This window comes from Enterobacter huaxiensis (genome assembly GCF_003594935.2).
In the GTDB taxonomy this organism is placed as follows: Bacteria; Pseudomonadota; Gammaproteobacteria; order Enterobacterales; family Enterobacteriaceae; genus Enterobacter; species Enterobacter huaxiensis.
The window spans coordinates 4,670,323-4,693,161 of the sequence record NZ_CP043342.1 but is presented as its reverse complement, the minus strand read 5'-3'; the positions used below and the strand labels follow the sequence as shown (position 1 = coordinate 4,693,161).

23 protein-coding genes are annotated in these 22,839 nt (G+C 51.0%); 17 read left to right on the top strand and 6 right to left on the bottom strand.

What is annotated here, in order from left to right:
- The first annotated feature begins 316 nt into the window (after positions 1-316).
- The 8 genes from D5067_RS22360 to D5067_RS22325 all read left to right on the top strand — a co-directional run bounded on the left by D5067_RS22360 (position 317) and on the right by D5067_RS22325 (position 7,767).
- Positions 317-973, top strand: coding sequence for a fimbrial biogenesis chaperone (locus D5067_RS22360; RefSeq protein WP_160117946.1), 657 nt, complete (start codon positions 317-319; stop codon positions 971-973).
- Positions 974-1,000: 27 nt separating this feature from the next.
- Positions 1,001-1,549 (top strand): fimbrial protein, encoded by a 549-nt coding sequence (locus D5067_RS22355; protein ID WP_119938179.1) that lies wholly within the window; start codon positions 1,001-1,003, stop codon positions 1,547-1,549.
- 90 nt (positions 1,550-1,639) lie between these two features.
- Positions 1,640-3,994 (top strand): fimbria/pilus outer membrane usher protein, encoded by a 2,355-nt coding sequence (locus D5067_RS22350; protein WP_119938180.1) that lies wholly within the window; start codon positions 1,640-1,642, stop codon positions 3,992-3,994.
- Positions 3,973-4,809 carry a fimbrial protein gene (locus tag D5067_RS22345; RefSeq protein ID WP_119938181.1) on the top strand — a complete coding sequence of 279 codons (837 nt, stop codon included), beginning with the start codon at positions 3,973-3,975 and terminating at the stop codon, positions 4,807-4,809. The genes D5067_RS22350 and D5067_RS22345 overlap by 22 nt, the downstream gene beginning before the upstream one ends.
- Positions 4,810-5,033: 224 nt before the next feature.
- Positions 5,034-5,384 carry a hypothetical protein gene (locus D5067_RS22340; protein ID WP_133302841.1) on the top strand — a complete coding sequence of 117 codons (351 nt, stop codon included), beginning with the start codon at positions 5,034-5,036 and terminating at the stop codon, positions 5,382-5,384.
- A gap of 564 nt (positions 5,385-5,948) precedes the next feature.
- Complete coding sequence (locus tag D5067_RS22335; RefSeq protein ID WP_119938184.1) at positions 5,949-6,695, top strand: winged helix-turn-helix domain-containing protein; 747 nt, start codon at positions 5,949-5,951, stop codon at positions 6,693-6,695.
- Entirely contained in the window at positions 6,688-7,167 is a 480-nt protein-coding gene (locus D5067_RS22330; protein ID WP_160117947.1) for a FidL-like protein, read from the top strand. Before D5067_RS22335 ends, D5067_RS22330 begins: the two co-directional genes overlap by 8 nt.
- Positions 7,168-7,470: 303 nt before the next feature.
- Positions 7,471-7,767: a YmdA family protein gene (locus tag D5067_RS22325; protein WP_119938186.1), complete on the top strand. Its 297-nt coding sequence runs from the start codon at positions 7,471-7,473 to the stop codon at positions 7,765-7,767.
- A 112-nt stretch (positions 7,768-7,879) separates the two neighbouring features.
- Here the strand turns inward: D5067_RS22325 and D5067_RS22320 are convergent, their stop codons facing one another.
- A complete protein-coding gene (locus tag D5067_RS22320) occupies positions 7,880-9,004 on the bottom strand; it encodes an HD-GYP domain-containing protein (protein WP_160117948.1) in 1,125 nt (374 codons plus the stop codon).
- A 287-nt stretch (positions 9,005-9,291) separates the two neighbouring features.
- On the opposite strand from D5067_RS22320, the gene D5067_RS22315 reads away from it, so the two are divergent.
- The 4 genes from D5067_RS22315 to D5067_RS22300 all read left to right on the top strand — a co-directional run bounded on the left by D5067_RS22315 (position 9,292) and on the right by D5067_RS22300 (position 11,419).
- A complete protein-coding gene (locus tag D5067_RS22315; RefSeq protein ID WP_119938188.1) occupies positions 9,292-10,047 on the top strand; it encodes a winged helix-turn-helix domain-containing protein in 756 nt (251 codons plus the stop codon).
- Complete coding sequence (locus tag D5067_RS22310; RefSeq protein WP_119938189.1) at positions 10,044-10,526, top strand: FidL-like protein; 483 nt, start codon at positions 10,044-10,046, stop codon at positions 10,524-10,526. Before D5067_RS22315 ends, D5067_RS22310 begins: the two co-directional genes overlap by 4 nt.
- A 202-nt stretch (positions 10,527-10,728) precedes the next feature.
- Positions 10,729-10,944 carry a YgdI/YgdR family lipoprotein gene (locus D5067_RS22305; RefSeq protein WP_119938190.1) on the top strand — a complete coding sequence of 72 codons (216 nt, stop codon included), beginning with the start codon at positions 10,729-10,731 and terminating at the stop codon, positions 10,942-10,944.
- A gap of 100 nt (positions 10,945-11,044) precedes the next feature.
- Positions 11,045-11,419, top strand: coding sequence for a hypothetical protein (locus D5067_RS22300; RefSeq protein ID WP_119938191.1), 375 nt, complete (start codon positions 11,045-11,047; stop codon positions 11,417-11,419).
- 51 nt (positions 11,420-11,470) lie between these two features.
- Here the strand turns inward: D5067_RS22300 and D5067_RS22295 are convergent, their stop codons facing one another.
- The 4 genes from D5067_RS22295 to D5067_RS22280 form a co-directional block, all read right to left on the bottom strand.
- Positions 11,471-11,833, bottom strand: coding sequence for a YibL family ribosome-associated protein (locus D5067_RS22295; protein ID WP_119938192.1), 363 nt, complete (start codon positions 11,831-11,833; stop codon positions 11,471-11,473).
- A 58-nt stretch (positions 11,834-11,891) separates the two neighbouring features.
- Positions 11,892-12,482: a mannitol operon repressor MtlR gene (gene mtlR / locus D5067_RS22290; RefSeq protein ID WP_119938193.1), complete on the bottom strand. Its 591-nt coding sequence runs from the start codon at positions 12,480-12,482 to the stop codon at positions 11,892-11,894.
- Positions 12,479-13,627: a mannitol-1-phosphate 5-dehydrogenase gene (gene mtlD, locus D5067_RS22285; protein ID WP_119938194.1), complete on the bottom strand. Its 1,149-nt coding sequence runs from the start codon at positions 13,625-13,627 to the stop codon at positions 12,479-12,481. The genes mtlR and mtlD overlap by 4 nt, the downstream gene beginning before the upstream one ends.
- Before the next feature lie 110 nt (positions 13,628-13,737).
- Positions 13,738-15,645, bottom strand: coding sequence for a PTS mannitol transporter subunit IICBA (locus D5067_RS22280; RefSeq protein ID WP_119938195.1), 1,908 nt, complete (start codon positions 15,643-15,645; stop codon positions 13,738-13,740).
- Between the two features lie 661 nt (positions 15,646-16,306).
- Here D5067_RS22280 and D5067_RS22275 point away from each other — a divergent pair.
- The 5 genes from D5067_RS22275 (at position 16,307) to selB (ending at position 21,826) form a co-directional block, all read left to right on the top strand.
- On the top strand, positions 16,307-16,663 hold the full coding sequence (locus D5067_RS22275; protein ID WP_108418119.1) for a DUF3302 domain-containing protein: 357 nt from the start codon (positions 16,307-16,309) through the stop codon (positions 16,661-16,663).
- Positions 16,664-16,665: 2 nt separating this feature from the next.
- A complete protein-coding gene (locus D5067_RS22270; RefSeq protein WP_119938196.1) occupies positions 16,666-17,802 on the top strand; it encodes an HlyD family secretion protein in 1,137 nt (378 codons plus the stop codon).
- Between the two features lie 91 nt (positions 17,803-17,893).
- Positions 17,894-18,502 carry a glutathione S-transferase gene (locus D5067_RS22265; RefSeq protein ID WP_119938197.1) on the top strand — a complete coding sequence of 203 codons (609 nt, stop codon included), beginning with the start codon at positions 17,894-17,896 and terminating at the stop codon, positions 18,500-18,502.
- Positions 18,503-18,605: 103 nt separating this feature from the next.
- Complete coding sequence (selA, locus tag D5067_RS22260) at positions 18,606-19,991, top strand: L-seryl-tRNA(Sec) selenium transferase (RefSeq protein WP_119938198.1); 1,386 nt, start codon at positions 18,606-18,608, stop codon at positions 19,989-19,991.
- Positions 19,988-21,826, top strand: a complete 1,839-nt coding sequence (gene selB / locus D5067_RS22255; RefSeq protein ID WP_119938199.1) for a selenocysteine-specific translation elongation factor — start codon at positions 19,988-19,990, stop codon at positions 21,824-21,826. Before selA ends, selB begins: the two co-directional genes overlap by 4 nt.
- On the opposite strand, the gene D5067_RS22250 is transcribed toward selB, so the two are convergent.
- On the bottom strand, positions 21,823-22,707 hold the full coding sequence (locus tag D5067_RS22250; protein ID WP_119938200.1) for an ROK family protein: 885 nt from the start codon (positions 22,705-22,707) through the stop codon (positions 21,823-21,825). The genes selB and D5067_RS22250 overlap by 4 nt on opposite strands.
- Positions 22,708-22,839 lie beyond the last annotated feature (132 nt).

Sequence of the window (22,839 nt, the reverse complement as noted above, 5' to 3'; positions counted from 1 at the left end):
CCGTTTTGTGAAAGGTGAGACAGTTTTTCTGGCATTGGTAGGACCAAATCTCGCGGGCTGGCAGTAGCGCATTCATTAACATTAAATCAGCGGCGAATTTACTTTTGGCGATAAATGTTCACCGAAACCAGGAGTGCCAACGACCATTTTTGAAGCGTTTAGGAAACTTCTTTCTGAAACCCCTATCCTGCTTAGCAGGTTAAATCACCAATTATGTTGTGACGATCGCGAACGGTTTCCGTACAACGTCTCGGTATTAAAATGGGTTAATAAAATGTGTTCTTTGATACGTCTTTGCACAGGCAGAGCGCTGGTTATGGCGATGCTGCTGATGCCGTTTTTTAACGCCAGGGCGGCGCTGGTGCTCAGTGGAACGAGAGTCGTATTCCCGGCAAGTGAAAATCAAGTCTCGCTCAAAGTGGATAATCCCACTGACAATGATTATCTCATGCAGAGCTGGGTAGAAGATGAATCAGGTAAACCTCAGCAGGGTATCTTGGTTGAGCCGCCGGTCGCGCAAATAAAAGCACATCATAAGGTTGAATTACGATTTAACTTGGTAGATCCCGCGCTCAAGGATAATAAAAGCGAGAAGCTCTTCTGGCTCAATGTAAAAGAGATCCCTAAGGTTGATGCTAATGCCTCAGGATCAGAACTGTTGTTAGCGATGCAGACGAAAATAAAAGTATTTTATCGACCCGCGGGTGTTGAGGCCGAATCTGGCGATGCGTGGAAAAAACTCATCTGGCAATGTGCGGGCAATAGTATTGAGGTAAATAATCCAACGCCTTATTTCATCACTATTGATAGTGCGATGACTGACGGCCATACCAAATTAAATGTCGATATGATTGCGCCATTTTCAAAAAAACGTATGCAGTTGCAAGGCACGGCGAAATGTAATTCTGTCACCTGGAGTGCCATCAGCGATTTCGGTGACGTAACAGAAATGGCTTCATCACATTTCCGATGAAATCTGTGTAAATAAAGTGGATATACAATGAAAAAATTAACTTCTATGGCAATGGCGCTCGCCCTCGCTGGCTTAGCCAGTTCTGCATTTGCAGCTGATAAACCAACCCATTCAACGACTGTCCACTTTACAGGACAGGTAATTGAACCAACATGTTCTTTCAAGTCTAAGTCGTTGGACGTATCTCTTGATAGCGTAAACAGTTCCCAGTTTATGAATTTGGCGCAAGGCGAGGTACTGGATACGGCGGCGAAAAACTTCACACTCGAAATTGACTGTGTTGATGGTAATAATCCCTCAAATTTACGTATGAAAATTAACGGGGAAGGCGATCACAACATTCTTAAAAATAGTAAAGGAACAGCGCAAGGTGTTGGTGTGGAAATATTTTCCAATGGCGGAAATCATTTATTACCTATCGGCACGGATTTAACAGCAAAGGAATCTGGGCTTGAAAATGCTTTCCTTAATAAAAATAACAATCTCGACCTTGTTGCAAAATATGCCCGCTATAAAGGCGATGTGACTGGCGGTACACTTGCAACCGATGCAGTGTTTGAAATTACGTATCAATAAGTAAGTTCGAAAGCCTTGCCACAAGTAAACTGTGGCAAGGTTATTGTCTTATTTCTGTCGCTGGTTATCCTGAAAACCGAACCCCTTCCCATGAAGAAAAATGCTTTTTTTTCTCTTCTGTTTTTTATTTTTCCAGTCGCCCATGCTGAAGAAAAGTACGATCTTTCTCTTCTCGAAAATGTGGGTGGCGTAAGCATTAAGGATGCTGCTGAGTTCGATAAAGGAAACGACGTGTTGCCAGGTGACTATACCCTGACCGTCTACCTGAACGATAAAGAATTGCAAGGGCAAAACATAACGTACAAAAAAATCAGCGACGATAAAATCAGCGCCGTTTTTTCCTGTGGCACGCTAAAAAAATGGGGGGTGATAGTTGAACACTGCTTTGATGACCCCCGGCCGCTGACGGATTACATCGCAGGGTCCAGCGTAAAGTTGGATCAAGGCGAAAATACGCTCTCGATTACGATCCCACAGAAATACCAGAAAACGATATCAGAAAACGATCTTCCCCCTACTGAAGAGTGGGAGGACGGCATTGCTGCGGCGTTTACCAGCTACAACCTTAACTATGACGATGCGCGTGGCACGACGCGCGTTAAATCCCTCTACGGAAACTTTACTAACGGCGTCAATCTCGCCGGGTTTCAGTTCAGAAACAACGGGTTTATGACCAAAACCGATAGCGCCAGTCTGCGCTATGTGAGCAGTACTAACTCTCTCAGTCATGATGTGGATGCGCTGCGAAGCACTGCAGTGGTCGGTGACTTTTTTACCTCGGGCGATCTGTTTGCCGCTCAGAATTTGCGAGGCGTCAAGCTTGCCACGAACAGTGAAATGCTCTCAAACGCGCAGCGCACCTATGCCCCGGTGATCTCAGGGGTGGCTAAATCGAACGCGACCATCGTTATTAAACAAAACGATCTGGTTATCGCGACACGAAAAGTTACGCCTGGACCTTTTGCGCTAAAAGATATACCCGCTTCATCGAACGCGGGTGACCTGGATATTTCGGTGATAGAAGCCAACGGGGAAACCCGCCATTTTGTTCAGCCTTACAATACGGTCAACATCCTGGTACCTGAAAAGGTGTTCCGTTACAGCGTCTATCTGGGTCGAAACCGGAGCCTAAGCGCATCCCCGAAATTACTGGAAACCAACAGCCTGTACGGTGTGACTAACTCGATAACGCTGATCAACGGTTTCCAGTATGCAAATCATTACCGCAATATTGCCTCTGGCGCAGGCGGAAACATCAGATGGCTTGGCGGACTTTTTGCCACGGTGAATAAAAGTCAAAGTAATTTCCCAGATAAAAAACAAGGTTATGTTATTAAATCAGGCCTGAGTCATAGTATCAGGGAGACAGATAGCTACCTCTATTTAACTGCGGAAAACAGATTATCCCGTGGCTATGCAGACTTCGAGGATGCCGTAAGGGCGACGCCCAGCAACGATTATAAGTCCCGCTACGTGCTACAGCTTAACCAGCAGCTGGCCGAGGTCAATGTGACAGTAAATTACACGCAGCAGTATGGCTTTGTGAATGAAACGAGCAGGGCCATTGGCGGCAGCGTCACCTTCAGCCTCCGCAGCATGCAATTCATCGCCAGTATTAATCATCAGTATGGCAGCAGTACCGACAATACGATTTCATTCAACGTCTCGCTCCCTCTGGGGAAAGAGAACAACCACTACCTTAATTACAACCAGACCCACGGTACAACGGCGGATAACCGACTTTCGCTTTCTGGCAGTTTGCTTGACGACGACAGTCTGAGCTATGACACAGGAATATCGACTACAGGGCAGCGACAATATGATTCGTCTCTGGACTGGAGCACCAGCAAAGGGATTCTCCGTGCGGGGTGGAGCCATAATGGAGACAGTCAGGAAATGACCGCCGGTCTGAATGGGGCGATGATCGTGCACCATCACGGCGTGACGCTCGGGCAACCCCTGGGCACGAGCATCGCCTTAGTCCACACCGATCGTGTTTCAGGGCTTCATATTACAAACAACAATGACGTCACGACGGATTATTTTGGCAACGCCATCGTGAGTAATTTGACCCCTTATCGCTACAACGACACATCGCTCTCTTCTGAGGGGCTCCATCAACAGATCGCCATCGACAATAACATCTATCAAAACGTTCCACGTGCAGGGGCCATTGTGGAAGTAGACACCAAAGCCCGGCGGGTGCAGATCCATTATGCGCACATCTATAGTACGAAAGGTGGCGCTGAGCCGTTTGGCACACAGATCTATGACGCAGATAACAAGCCTGTCGGGATCGTATCGGCTGGTGGATTAATCGCGCTTGATATTCGCGAACATCGCTGGCCTTACCATGCCGGGGATACCGCTTCTGATTCAGACTGCGCCGTTGACCTCTCTGCAGTTAATAAGAAACAGCACATATGGGAATTACAATGCCGATAAAAAAGGGCGCTTTGCTGGCGCTCATCGCCTCATTCTCCACCTCTGCAGCCAGCCTGGTACAAAATATGCCCAACATGACGTTGCAAAATATCGCGGGCCTGCAGGATGGAACATTACTAAAGACATTGCCACTCTCTTCCCTGGCCGCCAGCGCATTGAGCGAAAACGAGCTATCCGTTGAAACGGATGCCGGGATGTGGGACACCTCAAGGAGCATTTTTAAAACGAACGTGCCAGGCATTGGTTTTAGTCTGTGTACAAAAGGCAATGAGCGATGCGTGTCGAGGCTCTCAAACTGGCTACCTGGCGATAACCTCTCACTGCGTCTCTACAAGATTGGTGATTTGCACGGCGGGCAGTATAGGTTGCCGTCGCTGAGTATTTATGGGAAAACGCATCCTTTACTGCGTATAAATTTGCCTGCAGTGGTTATAAATACCTCGCTTTGCGGCGTGACGGCTCAGCAAATTAAAGTCCCTTTCCCGTCTTTCTCGTTAAAAAAGGGTGGAAAGGATTTACCCAGTGCCAGCTTTAAAATTCCCGTTGTGTGCATGAATCCAGAGGACTACGGAAAAGTGAATATTCAGTTCACCTTCCATGGCCGTCTTGTGGACAGCAATACGTTGCCTACACAGCTGGATAATATCGGCATACAGATTGTTGATACGCACGGTGAACCTGTGGCGTTTAATGCAGTAACCCATAACGCCTCTTCTTCATTCAACTATCGCGCCCGCCCCATTATGCTTCCCGGCCATACTCCGCACTACGGGAAATTTTCAGCTGATGCAACGGTTCTCGTTACACTCAAATAGTCTAAAACGCATGTAATTAAAGGGTATGCCATCGAGGATGGCATACGCGCAATTGTTGGGGGTGCTTTTGATTGTCACTTTGCGGCGGTAGAGGAAATTTATAAATTTGGTCCTGAATGCAAAATAAAAATCTAATTATATCAGGATGACCTTTTTATCTTGCTGTTAATCATTGGTAATGGTGATATTTGAGCCACACAAAAACCTTTATTTAGGGAACAACTATGTGGCTAAGTAACAGCAGATACGGCTTACTTATTACTATTTTTAGCAGCGTAGTGGCGACGTGTCTGATGGCATGGGCTGTTTATTCATCGAGCAATTTCTTTTTTTGGTGTAGCGCACTCGTACAGATGAGCGGCGGTTACGTTATTTCGTTGTCGGAAAATAAAGATGATCCTGCAGATAGCATCGTAAGCTGCACGATTATAACCGGGGCAATGATGCTGACTGCCGTCGTTGCTAACTATGCCTTTTTCGATGTCATGCCCTCTGGCAAAGCGAGCCTTGCCTGGGTAATGATCCTGGTCGGTTTTTTCATTCTGATGAAAACCAAAGCAGATGAGTTACATTGATGCAAACACTACATTTGACCAGCTATTTGATAATCACCGTTCTGACCAGAGCGATGGGGGTTACGTTGCTTCCTTACACTCAGCGATTCAACAAGAAATTACCTACCGCTCTTTACTTGCTTACGTCGCTATTATCCTATTACGCGCTATCCACTTATATCGCATATCTGGATTTTGCGCTTATCTTCATTACGGTGGCAGGGGCATGCTTGTGCATCAACATGGTATGGAATGCAATCACTGGCAATCTGAGATTAACGGGCTTATCGCTGCTGGGTGCAGGGCTCGTGCTGAGTGGTGGGCTACTGTCTATAGCATTTTAAATCGCCATTTTATTGGATGGACAATCAATAGCGATTGTTATGAATGAACAGTAGTCATTATTATTAAATTGTAAAATAGTAGGGTGAATATGTTATTTTGATGCGGGACAATCTCCCGCCTTCCCGTCAGGTTTAAGGAGTATATAGGTATCGGTCGTTTTCTCTGTTTAGGGATCTGATAAAGTTTGTCCCTACTTTTTAAACAGTGATTGCGACTGTGCTTTATTGTATATCTGATAACATGTTATTCAACCCCGCCGATCATACGATTGAATGCGGGGATAATGATGAATTTATTAAGCTCAGTATTCCAGCAAGTCAGTTGTTGGAACTGCTCATTCTGTCGAAGGGTGAGCTGGTTACCCGAGATTATTTATTGACTGAAGTTTGGGATAAAAATGGGCTGCGTGGATCAAACAACAATCTAAATCAATACATGAGTATGTTGCGACGAACGCTGGCGTCTCATGGATGCGAAAATCTCTTCATTACTATTCCTAAAATTGGCTTTCGTCTCAATACCATTATCAGCATTGAGATGCGTGCCGGCCCCGGTGAAAACGTACATTTTTCTGCTCCTCATTCTGTGCAAAAAAAGAACAGAAAAGAGCGTTGGATGATTGTCATCGCTTTTCTGTGCATCATCCTCCCCTTAGCGGGATTTATTATCCTTAAGCAGTTTACGTCTCACTACGACATTGTCAGCAGTGAGATGGTTGAAGTCGCGCCCAATTGCCATGCGCTTTATCTGCATAAATTCAGCGACAACGAAAAACTGCGTGCGAAAAATCAAATTAATGCGATGCTCAAAGAACTGAAACTCAAATGTGATGCAGGGAACACCCTGCTGTTCGATAACGTGGATCCTATACCGGATGACGATGACTACGGGCGGACCTTCCTTTCATATTGTCATAATGTTGGCGAAAAAACGCTGGGGAATTGTACAGACTTTTTCTATTCAGGGTGGAAAGAGCATCATGAATAGAAAAAAATATGTAATCCTGCTGGTATGTTTTATTTTCCTTACAGGCCTGATATTTTCTCTTTTTGAAGCCAAACATGAAGAGCAGTTCGGCGATTTCCGCTGCAACGGGCCCACGCGTTACTTCCTTGAGAATGAAAGCGTTATGGTTAACCAGGATCTACGCGTGTCGGGTCCCGATGCAGCTTACCTTACCCTCGAAGGTTATGTCTCCACGGTCAAAGGGCGCGAAAAGCTGCATCGTGTCATCTATATGAAAAATGGTAAGAAAGCCTACAAGCACACCTGGCTTTTTAACATAACGGACATCCATAGAGCCGCTAACGATACGGTAAGCGACAAGGCGTTCGAAATGTTTCTGATGGAGTTAACGGGAGACAGTTCGCTCATATCTTTTGATATCAACCACATTTCAGATAATCTTTATCTGATTGGCACCCCTCTCAGCTACATTTTCACCTGCAACGGCTACTAATCTCACTTTTTCAAACCGCGTTAAAAAAAGGGATGTACAACATCCCTTTTTTTCGCTTCGTTACCTCACTTCCCTGCAAATCTCTTCTTTAATTCTGTTATTGAGCATATTTGAGCGCTTCGTTGGTGCTAAAAACCAGTTCAAACCTCTAAATGGATGCCGTCAAATTACTCTTTACTGGTTTAAATATCTATTTATGTGTGATGTGCAGCATATGATGCCGGGTTTTTTAAATTCTATGGTTATATAGATGCATGAACGGTGGGATGTGTTTCCACCCATACTTTTCCCTGAGAGATGACAATGATGCGTATTTTCCTGGCTATGATGTTTATTGTTTTTAGTACCACCTGTTCAGCAGCCTCGCAAACCACGATCTCATTTAAGGGAATGATCACCGAGGCTGCATGTCATATCTCTGCTTCAAACGGTGATATCAGCACCAGCTGTAACCATAAAAAAATGAACCGCATTGCTTCTTTCCACGTTTCATCCGGCGATAACCAGTCGTTTGCTCTGCCAGGGAATGCGGGCCATATGCAGTTGAAGTGGTTGAATGCCGCACGTACGAGGGGATTGCTTGTTGCTTTTTACCGCTAATGTATAACGTGAAAAATAAGACGTAAGAAACTAAAATTTCCCGAGACCTTCTATCAATATCCATATGACGTACCAAATTGAGACCAGTACAGAAAATACCTCGAATATAATTCTAATCATCATTTACGCCCTCCATTGACCTCATTTTGTAAATTACCCCTTCCAGCGCATTGACAATATCAAGGTCTAGCAAGCCCTCTGTTGCCTTCATTTTCATCAGGCTGAGTGTGGCAGCGGGTGATAACATCGTCTTGCCGCCATTACGTGCACGCAACGAAACATAGGTTCTGGCGACGGATATCATTCTGGTGCTCAAATCCAACTGTGTGCCTGTTAAACCGTCAGGGAATCCTTTTCCATCTGGCTGCTCGTGCTGACGGCTGGCGATCATTGCAATCTGGTACATGCCGGGTATTCCGCACAGGATTTCTCGGGTCGCCAGTGGGTAAGACTTAAATGATTGATGGTTTTTCTCCAGCGCATAATCCGCTTTGGTAAAGATACGGGAGGGCAGGGCCAGTTTTCCCAGTCCGTGGAGTAAACCCGCCAGGCGCATTTCCATAATTCCTGTGGGGGAAAACCCGTACATTTTTGCAAGGCACACAGAGTATTTTGCGACAAGGACTGAACGGGGATCGGGGTATTGGCAATGCTGATCAACGGTCATTGCGACCAAAGCTGCAAGCTGGATCAGTTCGGCCTGTTGAAGTTTCTGCGATAAAAAAGGCGACTGAGCCCGGACGTCATTTAATAACGATGGTGATGCCAGCTTGAGCCATATTTCAGGGCACTGCTCAAGCTCACGTAGCGTAAGAATGTCATCAAGAGAATAGCGGGATCCGATGGAGTCGCAAAGGGTCTCTATTGCCGAGGAAGGATATTTTCCTGACGGAAATTCATATAAGGCGAGAAGGTCTAGATTATCGACCAAATCGAGCAGACGGCTGTGAGTAGCCTGGGCTGATTTTTCAAATATCAGTGATGCACTATTTGATAATAAAGAAATCTGGGATACTGCCTCCCGGCAGTGGGATAAATTGTGTGCGCCTTTTACGCCAAGCTCATAAAGTAATGCGGCGATATACACATCTTGCTGCTCAGAAAGGCTGGCACCTTGTTCACGTAAAAAAGCCATAGCAATAAAGGCACGACGAATTCCACGCCGTCCATTTTGAGGATCACGGAGATCCAGCGCTAATGACAATACTGTCAAAAAGTCAGTGAAAGAAATGTCCACAATCCAGTTCCCGTTCGGTAGGACCATCGCAAGCGCTTGCCTGCATTCATCAAACATCTTAAGGAAACCGCAAATGGGCTTTGTCGACAATTTAATTCAATAATGAAGTTATATATAGGTTTATGTGCTTAAAAAATTAATTATTGCAGTCATTTTGACTAATTCAAGTCTCTGCCAACTTAGCGTCGTAGTGCAGGATGGATGGGTTCTGATCGTGCCTGTTAACCTGTATACTTATTGTAATCACCTGCTGGTCAGACGATGTTTTCTCTATTGATTAGGAAATTATGAAGTATCTTATTGATAGGCTGATTATATTTAACAGCGACGACGGTACTTTACAGTTACCTTCCAGCGAGGATGTCATCAAGCTGGCTTTACCTGCTGCACGCCTGCTGGAAACATTCCTTTCTTCTGAAGGAAAAGAGCTGACACGCGAATATCTGCTTGAAACCGTCTGGGATAACCACGGCTTGCATGCTTCAGGAAGTAATTTAAATCAATACGTCAGTATTCTTCGCCGTAACCTGGCGCTGTTGGGCTGCCATGAATTGATTGTCACGCTGCCAAAGGTGGGGTTTAAGCTCAATGCGGCAATCCACGTTGAAGTTATGGAAGTGAGTGCGGCTCCGCCTGCTTCGTCTCAACCTCATCGTCGTCGTTTTAGCCCTCTGCAAAACCGCATTATCCTAAGCCTGCTTACGGTATTCCTGATAATCGCGGCCGTACTGGGTTATGCCTATTATAATGATACCGTTGAGGGCGTGACGAAGCTTCAGACTTCAGATAGCCTCTGCGATATACATTATGTGCATAATATTTCAGAAGAAGAGAGCCGGCTGGTATTAAGCAAAATCATGCAAGTCATGAAGCAAAAAAAGATAGTCTGTAAAAAGAATGACGTAGTTATATACAGCAACGAAGCGAGTATTTCGAACAAAGATGATACCAGAGAGCTATTTTCTTACTGCCATGCTGGCAAATCCCAGGAAGTGGTGTCATGCGATAATTTTTACCATTATAAATGGAATAAAAATCGATGAATAAATTCTGGCCGATTGCGGGTATCCTGGGCGCCCTTATGCTGTTCTCCTTACTGGTAATTCAGTCGCTCAATGGGGGTATTCCCCCTTTAAAATGTAAGGCGTTTAGCAGGGCAACCATTGATACTGAAAACGGCGCACTAATCTTCTCACTGGTAGAAAATCTCCAGCTATATAATAAAGTTGAAGGGATGCTGGAGTATGAAGGTTACGTGAAATCACCGGACTCGAATACCTATCTCGAGCGCACAATTTATCTTTCGCAGGGCGAACAGGTCGATACGGAAACTTATACTTTTAAAATTAGTAAAATAACCTCATCCCCCCTTAATCGAACAACCGATGAGACGTTCCAGCAGATGTGGCTAGAGAATACCAGCGATAACCAATCGATTACTCTTAATTTGAAGAAAGTCAAAGGTAATATGCTGATTGTGAGCAGTACATATTCTCCGCAGTATACGTGCGTTAAATACTGAATAGTTTATTTGATAGGCGCCAGTAATTCATTATTTAGCAAATAAGTAACAGTGATTTCACAGCAACGGATATTGTGTAGCAATTGGCCTGCGCAGCCAGAGTGGTTGTCGCGTCGTTTGGCTTTGATGTGATTATATCCGGACTCAAGCTGTTATTTTATCCACTGACGTATCATCAGTTCTCGCCATTTAGGAGCGCACCATGAAGTTGTTTCCCCTCGTCATTCTCTTCAGCGCGGCATGCTCAATCACCGCCTGCTCACATGACTATGTTATCTCCACGCCAGACGGCCATATGATGACTGCCCATGGCAAGCCGATGAAAGATAAGGATACCGGGCTGATTTCTTACCGCGACGCCGATGGAAACATTCATCAACTACACCCAAGTGATGTGAAAGAGATTTCGGAAAAATAACGGGATTATTCTAGCCAGATAAATTCTTACGCTTTTCATTAAAACAACGACTAAAGCCTGCGATACTTTACGCGTTGTTTTTTTTAGAGGATCTCAAATAATGCGTGTGTTCCATAAAAGTAAGCTATTAGTTCTTACCTTGCCAATGGTTGTTTCGGGCTGTGCAGGTATGATCAACGACTTCAATAACATGACGGTGGAGCGGATCAGTTACCCCGCAAAGCTCCATCGTACTCTGGACTGCCTTGAGACGGCTGCGATGAACCACGGTTACTCACTGAAAGATACTGGCGATAAAATTGGCGACGCCCACCGATACGAATTACATAAAAATGGCATCGAGAAGTACATCACGCTTGATATCTCGGGGAATGGCAAAAATACTGACATAGAAGCAATCTATGACCGCAGAGAGGTAGGGCTACTCACCGGATATGATGGCGTCATTGGGTATTGTAAGCGGGAAGTTGGCTAAGCCGCAGGCGAGGAACGGAAATACCTCTGCCGGGGCAGAGGTATTTGGCGATCAGAACGCCGTCTTACAAAAGCCCGTCATCTCTTTCAGGCCCATTTCGCGGCCAAGCTCGGTCATCGGGTGAACCACGATCAGACCACGGGCGCTTTTCTTCAGCTTGCCCATATCAGCCTGTTCTTTTTTGGTGATCGCGCGGCGGTGCGGCATGTCCATCAGCTTTTGCGCTTCTTTGCTCAGCTTCTGGCCTTTCACTTCGCGCAGGCGCTCGATCTCAGCTTCCAGCGTGGCCGTCTCTTTCTCGAGTTCAGCGTACTTCTCGGCGGAATCGACCAGTGACAGGCTCGCCATCTGGTGGCGGATCAGATCCAGGCGGTCGCTCAGGCGTTTAATTTCGTTCTTTTCGACTTCTTTCATGACAAATGGCTCTAAAAACGGAGGATTTACAGGGAAGGATACACCAATGTGCGCAGGCTTACTTCTGAAACGCTTTTTTTAAGCTGATTCGGGAAATCAGCTCAGTCAGGGAAAGCACCATTGTGGAACGTACAACCTGTTGATAGCGCTGCTTTTGCATCGCGTACAGCTCGGGATCGCTGTTATCAAAATGGGGGGCGGGTGGCAGAGCGGTTACGCAGTGCAGTTCGCCGAAGGGGCCCAGAATCTCATCATCGGTAAAAGTGTATTCATTACCGTCGTGATTTAACTCTTCGCGCAGCGCCATCAGCAGCTCGGCATCTTCATACTCTGGCCTGCTGATCACGCCAAGGCCGTAAATCAGCTTCAGACGTACCGATAAATCGCCCAGCGGTCCGTCTCCGTCCAGTAACGGTTCTACAGCATATTTTACCGCGTAGTCGTCTTTGCGAAACACCTGAAGCACCAGAATGTTCACCGCCTCGGTCAGTAACTCGACGGCGGCAATCAGGAAGCTTCGGACGGTTTTGCCAGCATTCAGACGCTCAAGCACACGATTTTCAAAGGCCTGGGTTTGTTCCATTATTGCCTGCATATCTGACAATCTGTTATTTGGGCGCAGGATGACCTGCGCCGCATTCTGCATCATTTGGTTGCGTTATAAGCGTCAACCGCCTCCACAACCACGTCGCTGTTGGCATCCAGACCGGAAATTTGCGCCAGCGCAGCCTGCGCGCCGTTGCTCTCAATCAGCTGTGCCAGCTCTTGCGCCTGCGGGTCCTGCTCGCTGCGGTAGTGCATCGCGGCGGCAATCCCTTTTACCAGGTTAGCGTGCGGCAGGCCGTATTCCAGGGTGCCCAGCAGCGGCTTAATCAGACGATCGCCCGCGCTCAGCTTGCGCAGCGGCTGACGACCCACGCGCTCAACGTCATCTTTCAGGTACGGGTTTTCAAAGCGACCGAGGATTTTCTGGATATATGCTGCGTGTTTGTCAGCATCAAAACCGTAGCGTTTAATCAGCACCGCGCCGCTCTCTTCCATTGCCCCTTTCACCACCGCGCGGATCTTCTCATCGAGGATCGCATCACGAATGGTCTGATGACCGGCCAATTTTCCGAGGTACGCGGTTATAGCATGCCCGGTGTTCAGCGTGAAGAGTTTACGTTCGACAAATGCCATCAGGTTATCGGTTAATTCCATCCCCGGGATGGTCGGCAGCGCGCCCTTAAACTGGGTTTTATCGACGATCCACTCGCTGAAGGTTTCCACGGTCACTTCCAGCGGGTCGTTGGTGGCAGATTCTGACGGCGGAACGATGCGGTCTACGGCGGAATCGACAAAACCGACGTGGGCTTCAACCCAGGCCTTGTCTTCGTCCGCCACTGCGGCCAGAACGTGGCCTTTCAGCTGCGTGGTGCCGCGCACCATGTTTTCACAGGCGATGATGTTCAGCGGGGTATCGTTACCCTGCGCTTTACGCTTTGCCAGACCTTTCGCGACCGCAGGGGCGATACGCTCAAGCACCACCGGGCCAACCGCCGTGGTGACCAGATCAACGCTGGCAATAAGGTCGATAACATCGTCGCCAATGCTGCTCACCGCATTGACGCCCGATACCGTTTCAACCTGCTCGTTTTCGCCCACCACGTGTACCTGATAGCTATGACGTGCATTCAGGGCATCAAGGACGACCTGATTCACATCGGCGAATGTCAGCGTAATGCCCGCGTCTGCCAGCAGTTTGCCGATAAAGCCACGACCGATATTACCTGCGCCAAAATGTAATGCTTTCATAGTTTTAACCTTTATCAATGTTTTTACCCGAGAGGGCTGGGGTGAGGAACCGCATAACTTTCCCCTCACCCTAGCCCTCTCCCCAAAGGGGAGAGGGGATAGACCGGAACTTACTTGTTCAGCAGCGCCAGAACTTCTTCCACGCTGGTGGTGTTAGCCAGACGCTCAATGACGGTGTCGTCATCCAGCGCGTTGGTCAGGCTGGTAATCACCTGGATATGCTCGTTGTTGCGAGCGGCGATACCAATTACCAGACGGGCAATGTCGTCTTCCTCTTCGCCGAAGCGAACGCCCTGCGGATACTGGCAGAACACCACGCCGGTTTTCAGCACGCGGTCTTTCGCTTCAACCGTACCGTGCGGAACCGCGATGGATTCACCCAGATAGGTTGGGGTCAGCTTTTCACGCTCCAGCATCGCATCAACGTATTCAGGCTGAACGTAGCCGCCTTTTACCAGCTGCTCGCCGGCAAAGCGAATCGCCTCTTCTTTGTGAGTCGCGGTACGGCCCAGGAAGATGTTTTCCGCACCCAGGCGGAACAGGTGGCTGTCGTTGGCGTCGAAGCTGTCTTTCAGGCTGTCGCGCACTTTCACTTCGTTATCTTCGTGACGCTGTGCCGCAACCAGACGCTCTGTCAGGCTGGTGTACAGGCCGCTGTCGAGGAAGTTGGTCAGCGAAATGTGCTGCGCCTGCGGGACCTGGCGCATGGCGCGTTCGGTCAGATCGCGGTGCGTGATAACCAGGTCAACGTCCGGCGGCAGGCTGTTGATGGCGCTGTTGGTCACGGAGATGTTGGTCAGGCCTGCATCCTGCACTTTCTTACGCAGCACGCCTGCACCCATCGCGCTGGAGCCCATACCGGCATCGCAGGCAACGATGATTTTACGCACGTGGCTCAGGTCGTTAGAGACATCGCCAGCGGCCAGCGGGGTTGCCCCTTTGGATTCCGCTTTCATGTCGTGCATACGGCGGGTTGCGGCCTCGATATCGTCTTCTTCTTTCACTTTGCTGGTTTTCAGCAGGATGGCAGAGACAACGAAGGAGACCGCCATTGCCGCGCAGATCGCCGCGATGTTAGCGAAGTAAGCACCTTTCGGGGTCATCGCCAGTACCGCCAGGATGGAACCCGGAGACGCCGGAGAAACCAGACCACCGCCCAGCACGCTCAGGGTGAACACGCCGGTCATACCGCCGAGGATAACGGCCAGGATCAGACGCGGGTTCATCAGCACGTACGGGAAGTAAATTTCGTGGATACCGCCCAGGAAGTGGATGATAGCCGCGCCGCCAGCAGACTGCTTCGCGCTGCCGCGACCGAAGAACATGTACGCCAGCAGAACGCCCATACCCGGACCCGGGTTAGCTTCAATCAGGAAGAAGATGGACTTGCCGAGGTCGTGAGACTGCTGAATACCCAGCGGTGAGAAGATACCGTGGTTGATGGCGTTGTTGAGGAACAGGATTTTCGCCGGTTCAACAAAGATAGACGCCAGCGGCAGCATGTCGTGCGCCACCATGAAGTTAACGCCCGCAGCCAGAATTTTGGACAGGACTTCAACCGCAGGGCCAATGCCCATGAACGCCAGAATCGCGAGGATCATCCCGATGATGCCCGCAGAGAAGTTGTTCACCAGCATTTCGAAGCCGGATTTGATTTTGCCATCAACCCAGACGTCGAATTTCTTAATCGCCCAGCCGCCCAGAGGACCGGCAATCATCGCGCCAAGGAACATCGGCATGTCCGCACCGACGATCACACCCATGGTCGTGATGGCACCCACTACGCCACCGCGGTCACCGCCGACCAGACGACCACCGGTATAACCGATGAGCAGCGGCAGCAGATAGGTAATCATTGGGCCAACAAGCTTCGCCAGCGTTTCGTTAGGCAACCACCCTGTTGGAATAAACAATGCGGTGATAATACCCCACGCGATAAACGCGCCGATATTTGGCATCACCATGTTGCTGAGGAAACGACCAAAGCTTTGTACTTTGATCTTGAAATCGGATGACATAAAACACCCCTTCTTCTGTTTACGCTTAGGCTTGCGGCCCGAGGTTTATTGTTAATGCGCGGCGGCAGAGGTAGCCGAGCCCTGTTCTGATGCTGTGAAATCTGGCACTGAATCGTTCAACTGTCCAGACAGCGAAAATTTGTGTGATCTCAATCACGTAAATGTAGGGGGTGGGGAGATTATTGAAGTGATCTGCATCACAAAACTGACGCGTAAAAAAAATACAGTGGACAAAAATAAAGCAGTTTGCCCCATGTTTTGTGATTAGGGTCACATTCGACTCTCGTCGGTTTGTTTCTGAAGTGTGACTGAATTCACAAATTATTTTTATGCAGATTTGTCCGGATGCGATCGACAGCAAACTCTGTTTTGACGTTCATTGCCAGGATGTCAGAAAGCAACACGCAAACCTAAAAAAAGACTTTTAGGATGTGTTATGGCGAAAAATTTAAACCTGAATTACGCTGATAATGTAAGGATAAGTCTATTATTATTCAGGATATATTTTGACACGCTTATAAACTTGCGCGGAGATATTATAAAAACCCATACTCCCCGGCTCTGAAATAATAAACACAACACCTGTGTTTAAAAATAAATTAATTAGGCTGCATACCTTTTTATTAATTTAATGAGTTGACGATATTTAAGCGAGGAGATTATGTTTCTCAACTATTTCGCGCTGGGCGTGCTGATTTTTGTGTTCCTGGTTCTGTTTTATGGAATCATCGCTATTCACGACATTCCGTATAATATGGCCAAAAAGCGTAACCATCCGCATGCCGACGCCATTCATACGGCGGGCTGGATTAGCCTCTTTACGCTTCATGCCATATGGCCGTTCCTGTGGATCTGGGCGACCCTGTACCGTGAAGATCGCGGTTGGGGGATGCAGAACCATATCGCCACGCCTGACGAGGTTCCCGGCATGGATGCGCTGACCAGGCGCGTGGCAGAATTAGAACAAAAGCTGGCCGCGTCACAACCCGCTATTGATAAGAACACGCTGGAGCACTGATCATGGATCTGTTAATTATTCTGACCTATGTGGCCTTTGCGTGGGCTATCTTTAAAATATTCCGTATTCCGGTAAACCAGTGGACGCTCGCCACCGCCACGTTAGGTGGGGTATTTATTGTTGCGGGCCTCATCTTATTAATGAACTATAATCATCCTTATACCTTTACGGCGCAAAAAGCGGTTATTTCCATTCCGATTACGCCGCAGGTTACGGGGATAGTTACAGAAGTCACCGATAAAAATAACCAGCTTATTAAAAAAGGCGAAGTGTTATTTAAACTCGATCCCGGCCGCTACCAGGCGCGCGTTGACAGGCTGAAGGCCGATCTGGTCACCGCCACGCACAATATCGACAACCTGAAAGCACAGCTTACGGAGGCCGTCGCCAATACTACCCGCGTGTCCGCTGAACGCGACCGTCTGTTTAAAGATTATCAGCGTTACCTGAAGGGCAGCCAGGCGAAGGTTAACCCGTTCTCTGAAAGCGATATCGACAACGCGCGTCAAAACTACCTGGCACAGGATGCGATGGTGAAAGGCTCCGTTGCCGAGCAGACGCAGATCCAAAGTCAGCTAGACAGCATGGTGAATGGCGAACAGTCACAGATTGCCTCTCTGCGCGCGCAGTTAGCCGAAGCGACCTATAACCTCGATCAGACCGTGGTGCGTGCGCCAAGCAACGGCTACATCACCCAGGTGCTGATCCGTCCGGGGACCTATGCGGCTGCGCTGCCGCTGCGCCCGGTGATGGTCTTTATTCCTGAACAAAAACGTCAGATTGTGGCGCAGTTCCGCCAGAATTCGCTGCTGCGTCTGAAGCCGGGCGATGAAGCGGAAGTGGTGTTTAATGCCCTGCCGGGCCAGGTGTTCACCGGCAAACTCACCAGCGTTCTGCCGGTGGTGCCGGGAGGGTCTTATCAGGCGCAGGGCGCACTGCAGGCGCTGACGGTCGTACCGGGTACCGACGGCGTGCAGGCCCTGATCGAACTGGAGCCAAATGCCGATGTCGATGCCCTGCCGGACGGCATTTATGCCCAGGTGGCGGTCTATTCCGACCACTTCGCCCACGTCTCGGTGATGCGTAAAGTGCTGTTACGTATGACCAGCTGGATGCACTACCTCTACCTCGATCACTAATCTCCCCTGAGGCAGGAATGCGATACGCATACCTGCCTTTTTTTTCGCCTTGATCCATACTGACCACTTTATGGACAGTCAGGAACAGGCAATGAAACTTATCGGCAGCTACACCAGTCCCTTCGTGCGCAAAATTTCGATTCTCCTGCTGGAGAAAGGGATTGAATTTGAATTCGTGAATGAACAGCCTTACAGCGCGGAAAACGGCGTGGCACAGTACAACCCGCTGGGAAAAGTTCCGGCGCTGGTGACGGACGAGGGCGAATGCTGGTTTGATTCCCCAATTATTGCGCAATACGTTGAACTGCTCGGCGTGGCGCCCCAGATGCTGCCTGCCGATCCTAACGCCGCGCTGGTGGTGAAGCAAATTGAAGCCCTGGCCGATGGCATCATGGACGCGGCGCTTGCCTCGGTGCGCGAACAGGCAAGACCCGCTGCCCAGCAGTCCGAAACCGAGCTGCTGCGCCAGCGCGAAAAAATCAGCCGCAGCCTGGACGTGTGTGAACAGTTAATCCGGGACGGCAAAATTCAGAATGACGATGTTAACCTGGCGACAATTGCCATCGCCTGCGCCATTGGCTACCTCAACTTCCGCCGCGTTTCCCCGGGCTGGTGCGTGGAGCGGCCGCTGCTGGTGAAGCTGGCAGAAACCCTCTTCCAGCGCGAAAGCTTTGCCCAGACTGAACCGCCAAAGGCTTGATGCGGGTTATAACACTTCGCGGCGGGAGGCGGTACAATCCCCCAACATGTTAACTCCCTCTCCCGTCGGGAGGGGGGAAGATATTTACTCGCCGGGCGCATTCATGACTACTCATCACTCTCTGTACAGCCAAATTCCTGCTACCGACCGTCTGCTCCGTGAGCCTCGTATTCGTACTGCTCTGGAACATTTCGGCCATACCGCGACGGTCGAGATGCTGCGCCAGCTCCAGGAGGAAGCCCGCAGCCATATTCAGGCTGAAAACACGTTACCCGCCTGGTGCGCGGCGTGGGAACAGGAAGTTGAGCAAAGGCTGGCGGAGACAGCGCAAAGCGCGCTGCGCCCGGTACTCAACCTGACGGGGACCGTTCTGCATACCAACCTTGGACGCGCGCAGCAGGCCGAAGAGGCGGTGGCGGCGGTGGCGCAGGCTATGCGCTCCCCGGTTACGCTTGAATACGATCTGGATGGCGCCGGGCGCGGGCACCGCGATCGTGCGCTGGCGGATGTTCTCTGCAGGATCACCGGGGCAGAAGACGCCTGCATTGTGAATAACAACGCGGCGGCGGTGTTTTTGATGCTGGCCGCTACGGCGAGTGGTAAAGAAGTCGTCGTGTCACGCGGCGAGCTGGTTGAAATAGGCGGGGCGTTTCGCATTCCGGATGTGATGCGCCAGGCGGGCTGTACGCTGCATGAAGTGGGCACCACCAACCGTACCCATGCCAAAGATTATCGGGCTGCGGTGAATGAGCACACGGCGCTGCTGATGAAGGTTCACACCAGCAATTACCATATTGAAGGCTTTACCAAAGCGGTTGAAGAGGCGGAGCTTGCCGCCATCGGGCGCGAGTTCAATGTGCCGGTGATAGCCGATCTCGGCAGCGGTTCGCTGGTGGATCTGAGCCAGTATGGCCTGCCGAAGGAGCCGATGGTGCAGGAGATGATTGCCGCAGGCGTAAGCCTGGTCAGCTTCTCTGGCGACAAGCTGCTGGGCGGCCCGCAGGCGGGGATTATCGTCGGCAAGCGCGAGCTGATTGCCCGGCTGCAGCAGCACCCGCTGAAGCGCGCCCTGCGCGCTGATAAAATGACGCTGGCCGCGCTGGAGGCGACGCTGCAGCTTTATCTCCACCCGGAGAAGCTGGCCGAGCGCCTGCCGACGCTGCGCCTGCTGACGCGCGATGCCGCCTCGATACGTGCGCAGGGGGAATTACTGCTTCCGAAAGTCGCCCCGCGCTACCCCGATTTTGACGTTCGCGTAGAACCCTGCCAGTCGCAGATTGGCAGCGGCTCGCTGCCGGTAGACAGGCTGCCGAGCGAAGCGCTCACGTTTACCCCGCGCGACGGGCGCGGCAGCCAGCTTGAGGCGCTGTCGGTGCGCTGGCGATCGTTGCCAACGCCGGTTATCGGGCGTATATACGACGGCCGAATGTGGTTAGATCTACGCTGTCTTAAAGATGAAGAGCGGTTTCTGGAGATGTTGTTGAAATGATTATTGCCACCGCCGGTCACGTCGACCACGGAAAAACCACCTTGCTGCAGGCCATTACCGGCGTAAATGCCGATCGCCTGCCGGAAGAGAAAAAGCGCGGCATGACCATCGATCTGGGTTATGCCTACTGGCCTCAGCCTGATGGGCGAGTGCTGGGCTTTATTGACGTGCCCGGCCACGAAAAATTTCTCTCTAATATGCTGGCGGGCGTCGGGGGTATTGACCATGCCCTGCTGGTGGTGGCGTGCGATGACGGCGTGATGGCGCAAACGCGCGAGCATCTGGCGATCCTGCAGCTCACGGGCAATCCGCAGCTGACCGTTGCGCTCACCAAAGCCGACCGCGTGGATGACGCCCGTGTTGAAGAGGTACGCGCCCGGGTCCTGGAGACCCTGCACGAGTTCGGTTTCACCGATGCCTCACTGTTCGTCACCGTGGCGACAGAAGGGCGCGGTATTGACGAACTTCGCCGCCATTTACAGCAGCTGACCTCCCGCGAGCACGCCGATCACCATCTATTCCGTCTGGCCATCGACCGCGCGTTTACCGTAAAAGGCGCTGGCCTGGTGGTAACGGGTACGGCCCTGAGCGGCGAAGTGAAGGTGGGCGACACGCTGTGGCTGACCGGCGTTAACAAACCTGTGCGCGTGCGCGGAATGCACGCCCAGAATCAGCCGACGGAAAAAGCCACTGCCGGGCAGCGTATCGCACTCAATATTGCGGGCGATGCCGAGAAAGAGCAGCTCAACCGCGGCGACTGGCTGTTGGCCGACGCGCCGCCTGAGCCGTTCGAACGGGTGATTGTCTCCCTGCAGGCCCATACTCCGCTCACGCAGTGGCAGCCGCTGCATATTCACCATGCGGCCAGCCATATCACCGGTCGCGTGTCGCTGCTTGAGAATGACCTCGCGGAGCTGGTGTTCGATTCCCCGCTCTGGCTTGCGGATAACGATCGTCTGGTCCTGCGCGATATCTCGGCGCGGGAAACGCTTGCCGGGGCGCGCGTCGTGGCACTCAACCCGCCGCGTCGCGGTAAACGCAAGCCCGAGTATCTTCAGTGGCTGGCGACGCTGGCGCAGGCCAGAGATGATAAAGCCGCACTGCGGGTGCACCTTGAGCGTGGCGCGGTGAATCTTGCCGATTTTGCGTGGGCGCGCCAGCTGAGCGGTGAAGGGTTGCGCCTGCTGACTCAGGAGCCGGGGTATATCCAGGCCGGATACAGCCTGCTGGATGCGCCGGTTGCGGCGCGCTGGCAGCGCAAAGTGCTGAGTACGCTCGCCACCTATCATGAGCAGCATCAGGATGAGCCCGGCCCGGGGCGCGAGCGTCTGCGGCGCATGGCGCTGCCGATGGAAGACGACGCCCTGGTGCTGCTGCTGATTGAAAAGATGCGTGAGAGCGGTGCGATCAAAAGCCATCATGGCTGGCTGCATCTGCCCGATCACAAGGCCGGTTTTACGGCTGAGCAGGAGGCGATCTGGCAAAAGGTAGAACCGCTGTTTGGCGACGATCCCTGGTGGGTACGCGACCTTGCGCGCGAAACGAATGCTGATGAGCCGCTCATGCGGCAGGTTCTGCGGCACGCTGCGCAGCAGGGGCTGATTGTCGCGATCGTAAAAGATCGCTACTACCGAAACGATCGTATCGTGGCGTTTGCAAACCTGATCCGCGAGATGGATCGGGCGCGAGGATCCACCTGCGCCGCGGATTTCCGCGATCGGCTGAACGTGGGGCGCAAGCTGGCGATTCAGATCCTGGAATACTTCAACCGAATAGGCTTTACGCGCCGCCGCGGCAACGATCATCTGCTTCGTGACGGGCAGCTGTTCCCTTAAGCGCTGCGGCTCAGCTTCTGTTTCGCCAGCCAGACCGCGCCCAGCCGTCCCGCCTGGTTACCCAGTTCGCAGGGCAGAATAGGCACCTTGAGCGCCTCCCACTCCTCGAACCGCTGCAAATACTTATCGAGCAGGAGATAAATCTTCTCCTGCTCGCTAATACCGCCGCCAATCAGCACGACCTGTGGGTCGAACATGGAAATGACGCTGTAGACGCCGCGTGATAAAAAATGCGCCCACTCTTCAATCGCTTCACGCAGGTGCACGTCGCTCTCCATCCGTTTGAAGAGTTCTTCGCCGTGGGGCATTTCATCCTCAGAAAGCCGCAGCGCCCGGCTGCAGGCCTTCATCAGGCCGCTGGCGGACGCCACCTCGTGCATGCATTCGCCATTATTGCCAACGGGCAGCACGCCAAACTCTCCCGCCCGATAGTGTGAGCCGCGATAAAGATCGCCTTCCATCACAATTCCCCCGCCGATGCCGGTTCCAATCGTGATGCAAACGAAATGCGCGTAGTCCTTACCCGCGCCCTGCCAGCGTTCGCCCAGCGCCGCGCAGTTGGCGTCGTTCTCGATGGTGACGGGAAGATCGGTCAGCCCGCTAAACAGCTCGCAGAGGTTTTCGCCGTCAAGGTAGTCGAGCGCGCCGGCCTTCGCCGCTTCGCCAGTATGGTGATTGATATGGCCGGGAAAGCTGACGCCGATGCCGACGACATCATGTTCCTTTTGATACGCGGCGACGACCGCTTCCCATTTCTCTTTGAAGGCGTTTTCATCGCCGGGGGTATCGTACTCGTCGGCAGTAAGCTCCTTGCCGTTCTCATCAATCACGCCGTGTTTAACGTGCGTTCCACCCACGTCAAAGCCGATAAATAGCTGCATCGCATCGTTCCTCCTGAGCCCTTTAGCTGTTAAGTATGGCTCAGCGGCAGAAACGAAACGTAAAGTAGGGTAATCCGTGATACGGCTCGTAAACCCGTCACCGGCTGGCGAGAAAATCGCCAGCCAGAACTA

Excerpts from the sequence above, each read along its gene's own strand:
- D5067_RS22350 (WP_119938180.1), top strand. The coding sequence starts at position 1,640 with ATGAAGAAAAATGCTTTTTTTTCTCTTCTGTTTTTTATTTTTCCAGTC.
- D5067_RS22300 (WP_119938191.1), top strand. The coding sequence starts at position 11,045 with ATGCGTGTGTTCCATAAAAGTAAGCTATTAGTTCTTACCTTGCCAATG.
- D5067_RS22345 (WP_119938181.1), top strand. The coding sequence starts at position 3,973 with ATGGGAATTACAATGCCGATAAAAAAGGGCGCTTTGCTGGCGCTCATC.
- D5067_RS22355 (WP_119938179.1), top strand. The coding sequence starts at position 1,001 with ATGAAAAAATTAACTTCTATGGCAATGGCGCTCGCCCTCGCTGGCTTA.
- D5067_RS22360 (WP_160117946.1), top strand. The coding sequence starts at position 317 with ATGGCGATGCTGCTGATGCCGTTTTTTAACGCCAGGGCGGCGCTGGTG.
- selA (WP_119938198.1), top strand. The coding sequence starts at position 18,606 with ATGACTACTCATCACTCTCTGTACAGCCAAATTCCTGCTACCGACCGT.
- D5067_RS22340 (WP_133302841.1), top strand. The coding sequence starts at position 5,034 with ATGTGGCTAAGTAACAGCAGATACGGCTTACTTATTACTATTTTTAGC.
- D5067_RS22305 (WP_119938190.1), top strand. The coding sequence starts at position 10,729 with ATGAAGTTGTTTCCCCTCGTCATTCTCTTCAGCGCGGCATGCTCAATC.
- D5067_RS22335 (WP_119938184.1), top strand. The coding sequence starts at position 5,949 with ATGTTATTCAACCCCGCCGATCATACGATTGAATGCGGGGATAATGAT.
- mtlD (WP_119938194.1), bottom strand. The coding sequence starts at position 13,627 with ATGAAAGCATTACATTTTGGCGCAGGTAATATCGGTCGTGGCTTTATC.
- D5067_RS22265 (WP_119938197.1), top strand. The coding sequence starts at position 17,894 with ATGAAACTTATCGGCAGCTACACCAGTCCCTTCGTGCGCAAAATTTCG.
- D5067_RS22280 (WP_119938195.1), bottom strand. The coding sequence starts at position 15,645 with ATGTCATCCGATTTCAAGATCAAAGTACAAAGCTTTGGTCGTTTCCTC.
- mtlR (WP_119938193.1), bottom strand. The coding sequence starts at position 12,482 with ATGATGCAGAATGCGGCGCAGGTCATCCTGCGCCCAAATAACAGATTG.
- selB (WP_119938199.1), top strand. The coding sequence starts at position 19,988 with ATGATTATTGCCACCGCCGGTCACGTCGACCACGGAAAAACCACCTTG.
- D5067_RS22250 (WP_119938200.1), bottom strand. The coding sequence starts at position 22,707 with ATGCAGCTATTTATCGGCTTTGACGTGGGTGGAACGCACGTTAAACAC.
- D5067_RS22315 (WP_119938188.1), top strand. The coding sequence starts at position 9,292 with ATGAAGTATCTTATTGATAGGCTGATTATATTTAACAGCGACGACGGT.
- D5067_RS22330 (WP_160117947.1), top strand. The coding sequence starts at position 6,688 with ATGAATAGAAAAAAATATGTAATCCTGCTGGTATGTTTTATTTTCCTT.
- D5067_RS22295 (WP_119938192.1), bottom strand. The coding sequence starts at position 11,833 with ATGAAAGAAGTCGAAAAGAACGAAATTAAACGCCTGAGCGACCGCCTG.
- D5067_RS22310 (WP_119938189.1), top strand. The coding sequence starts at position 10,044 with ATGAATAAATTCTGGCCGATTGCGGGTATCCTGGGCGCCCTTATGCTG.
- D5067_RS22270 (WP_119938196.1), top strand. The coding sequence starts at position 16,666 with ATGGATCTGTTAATTATTCTGACCTATGTGGCCTTTGCGTGGGCTATC.
- D5067_RS22275 (WP_108418119.1), top strand. The coding sequence starts at position 16,307 with ATGTTTCTCAACTATTTCGCGCTGGGCGTGCTGATTTTTGTGTTCCTG.
- D5067_RS22325 (WP_119938186.1), top strand. The coding sequence starts at position 7,471 with ATGATGCGTATTTTCCTGGCTATGATGTTTATTGTTTTTAGTACCACC.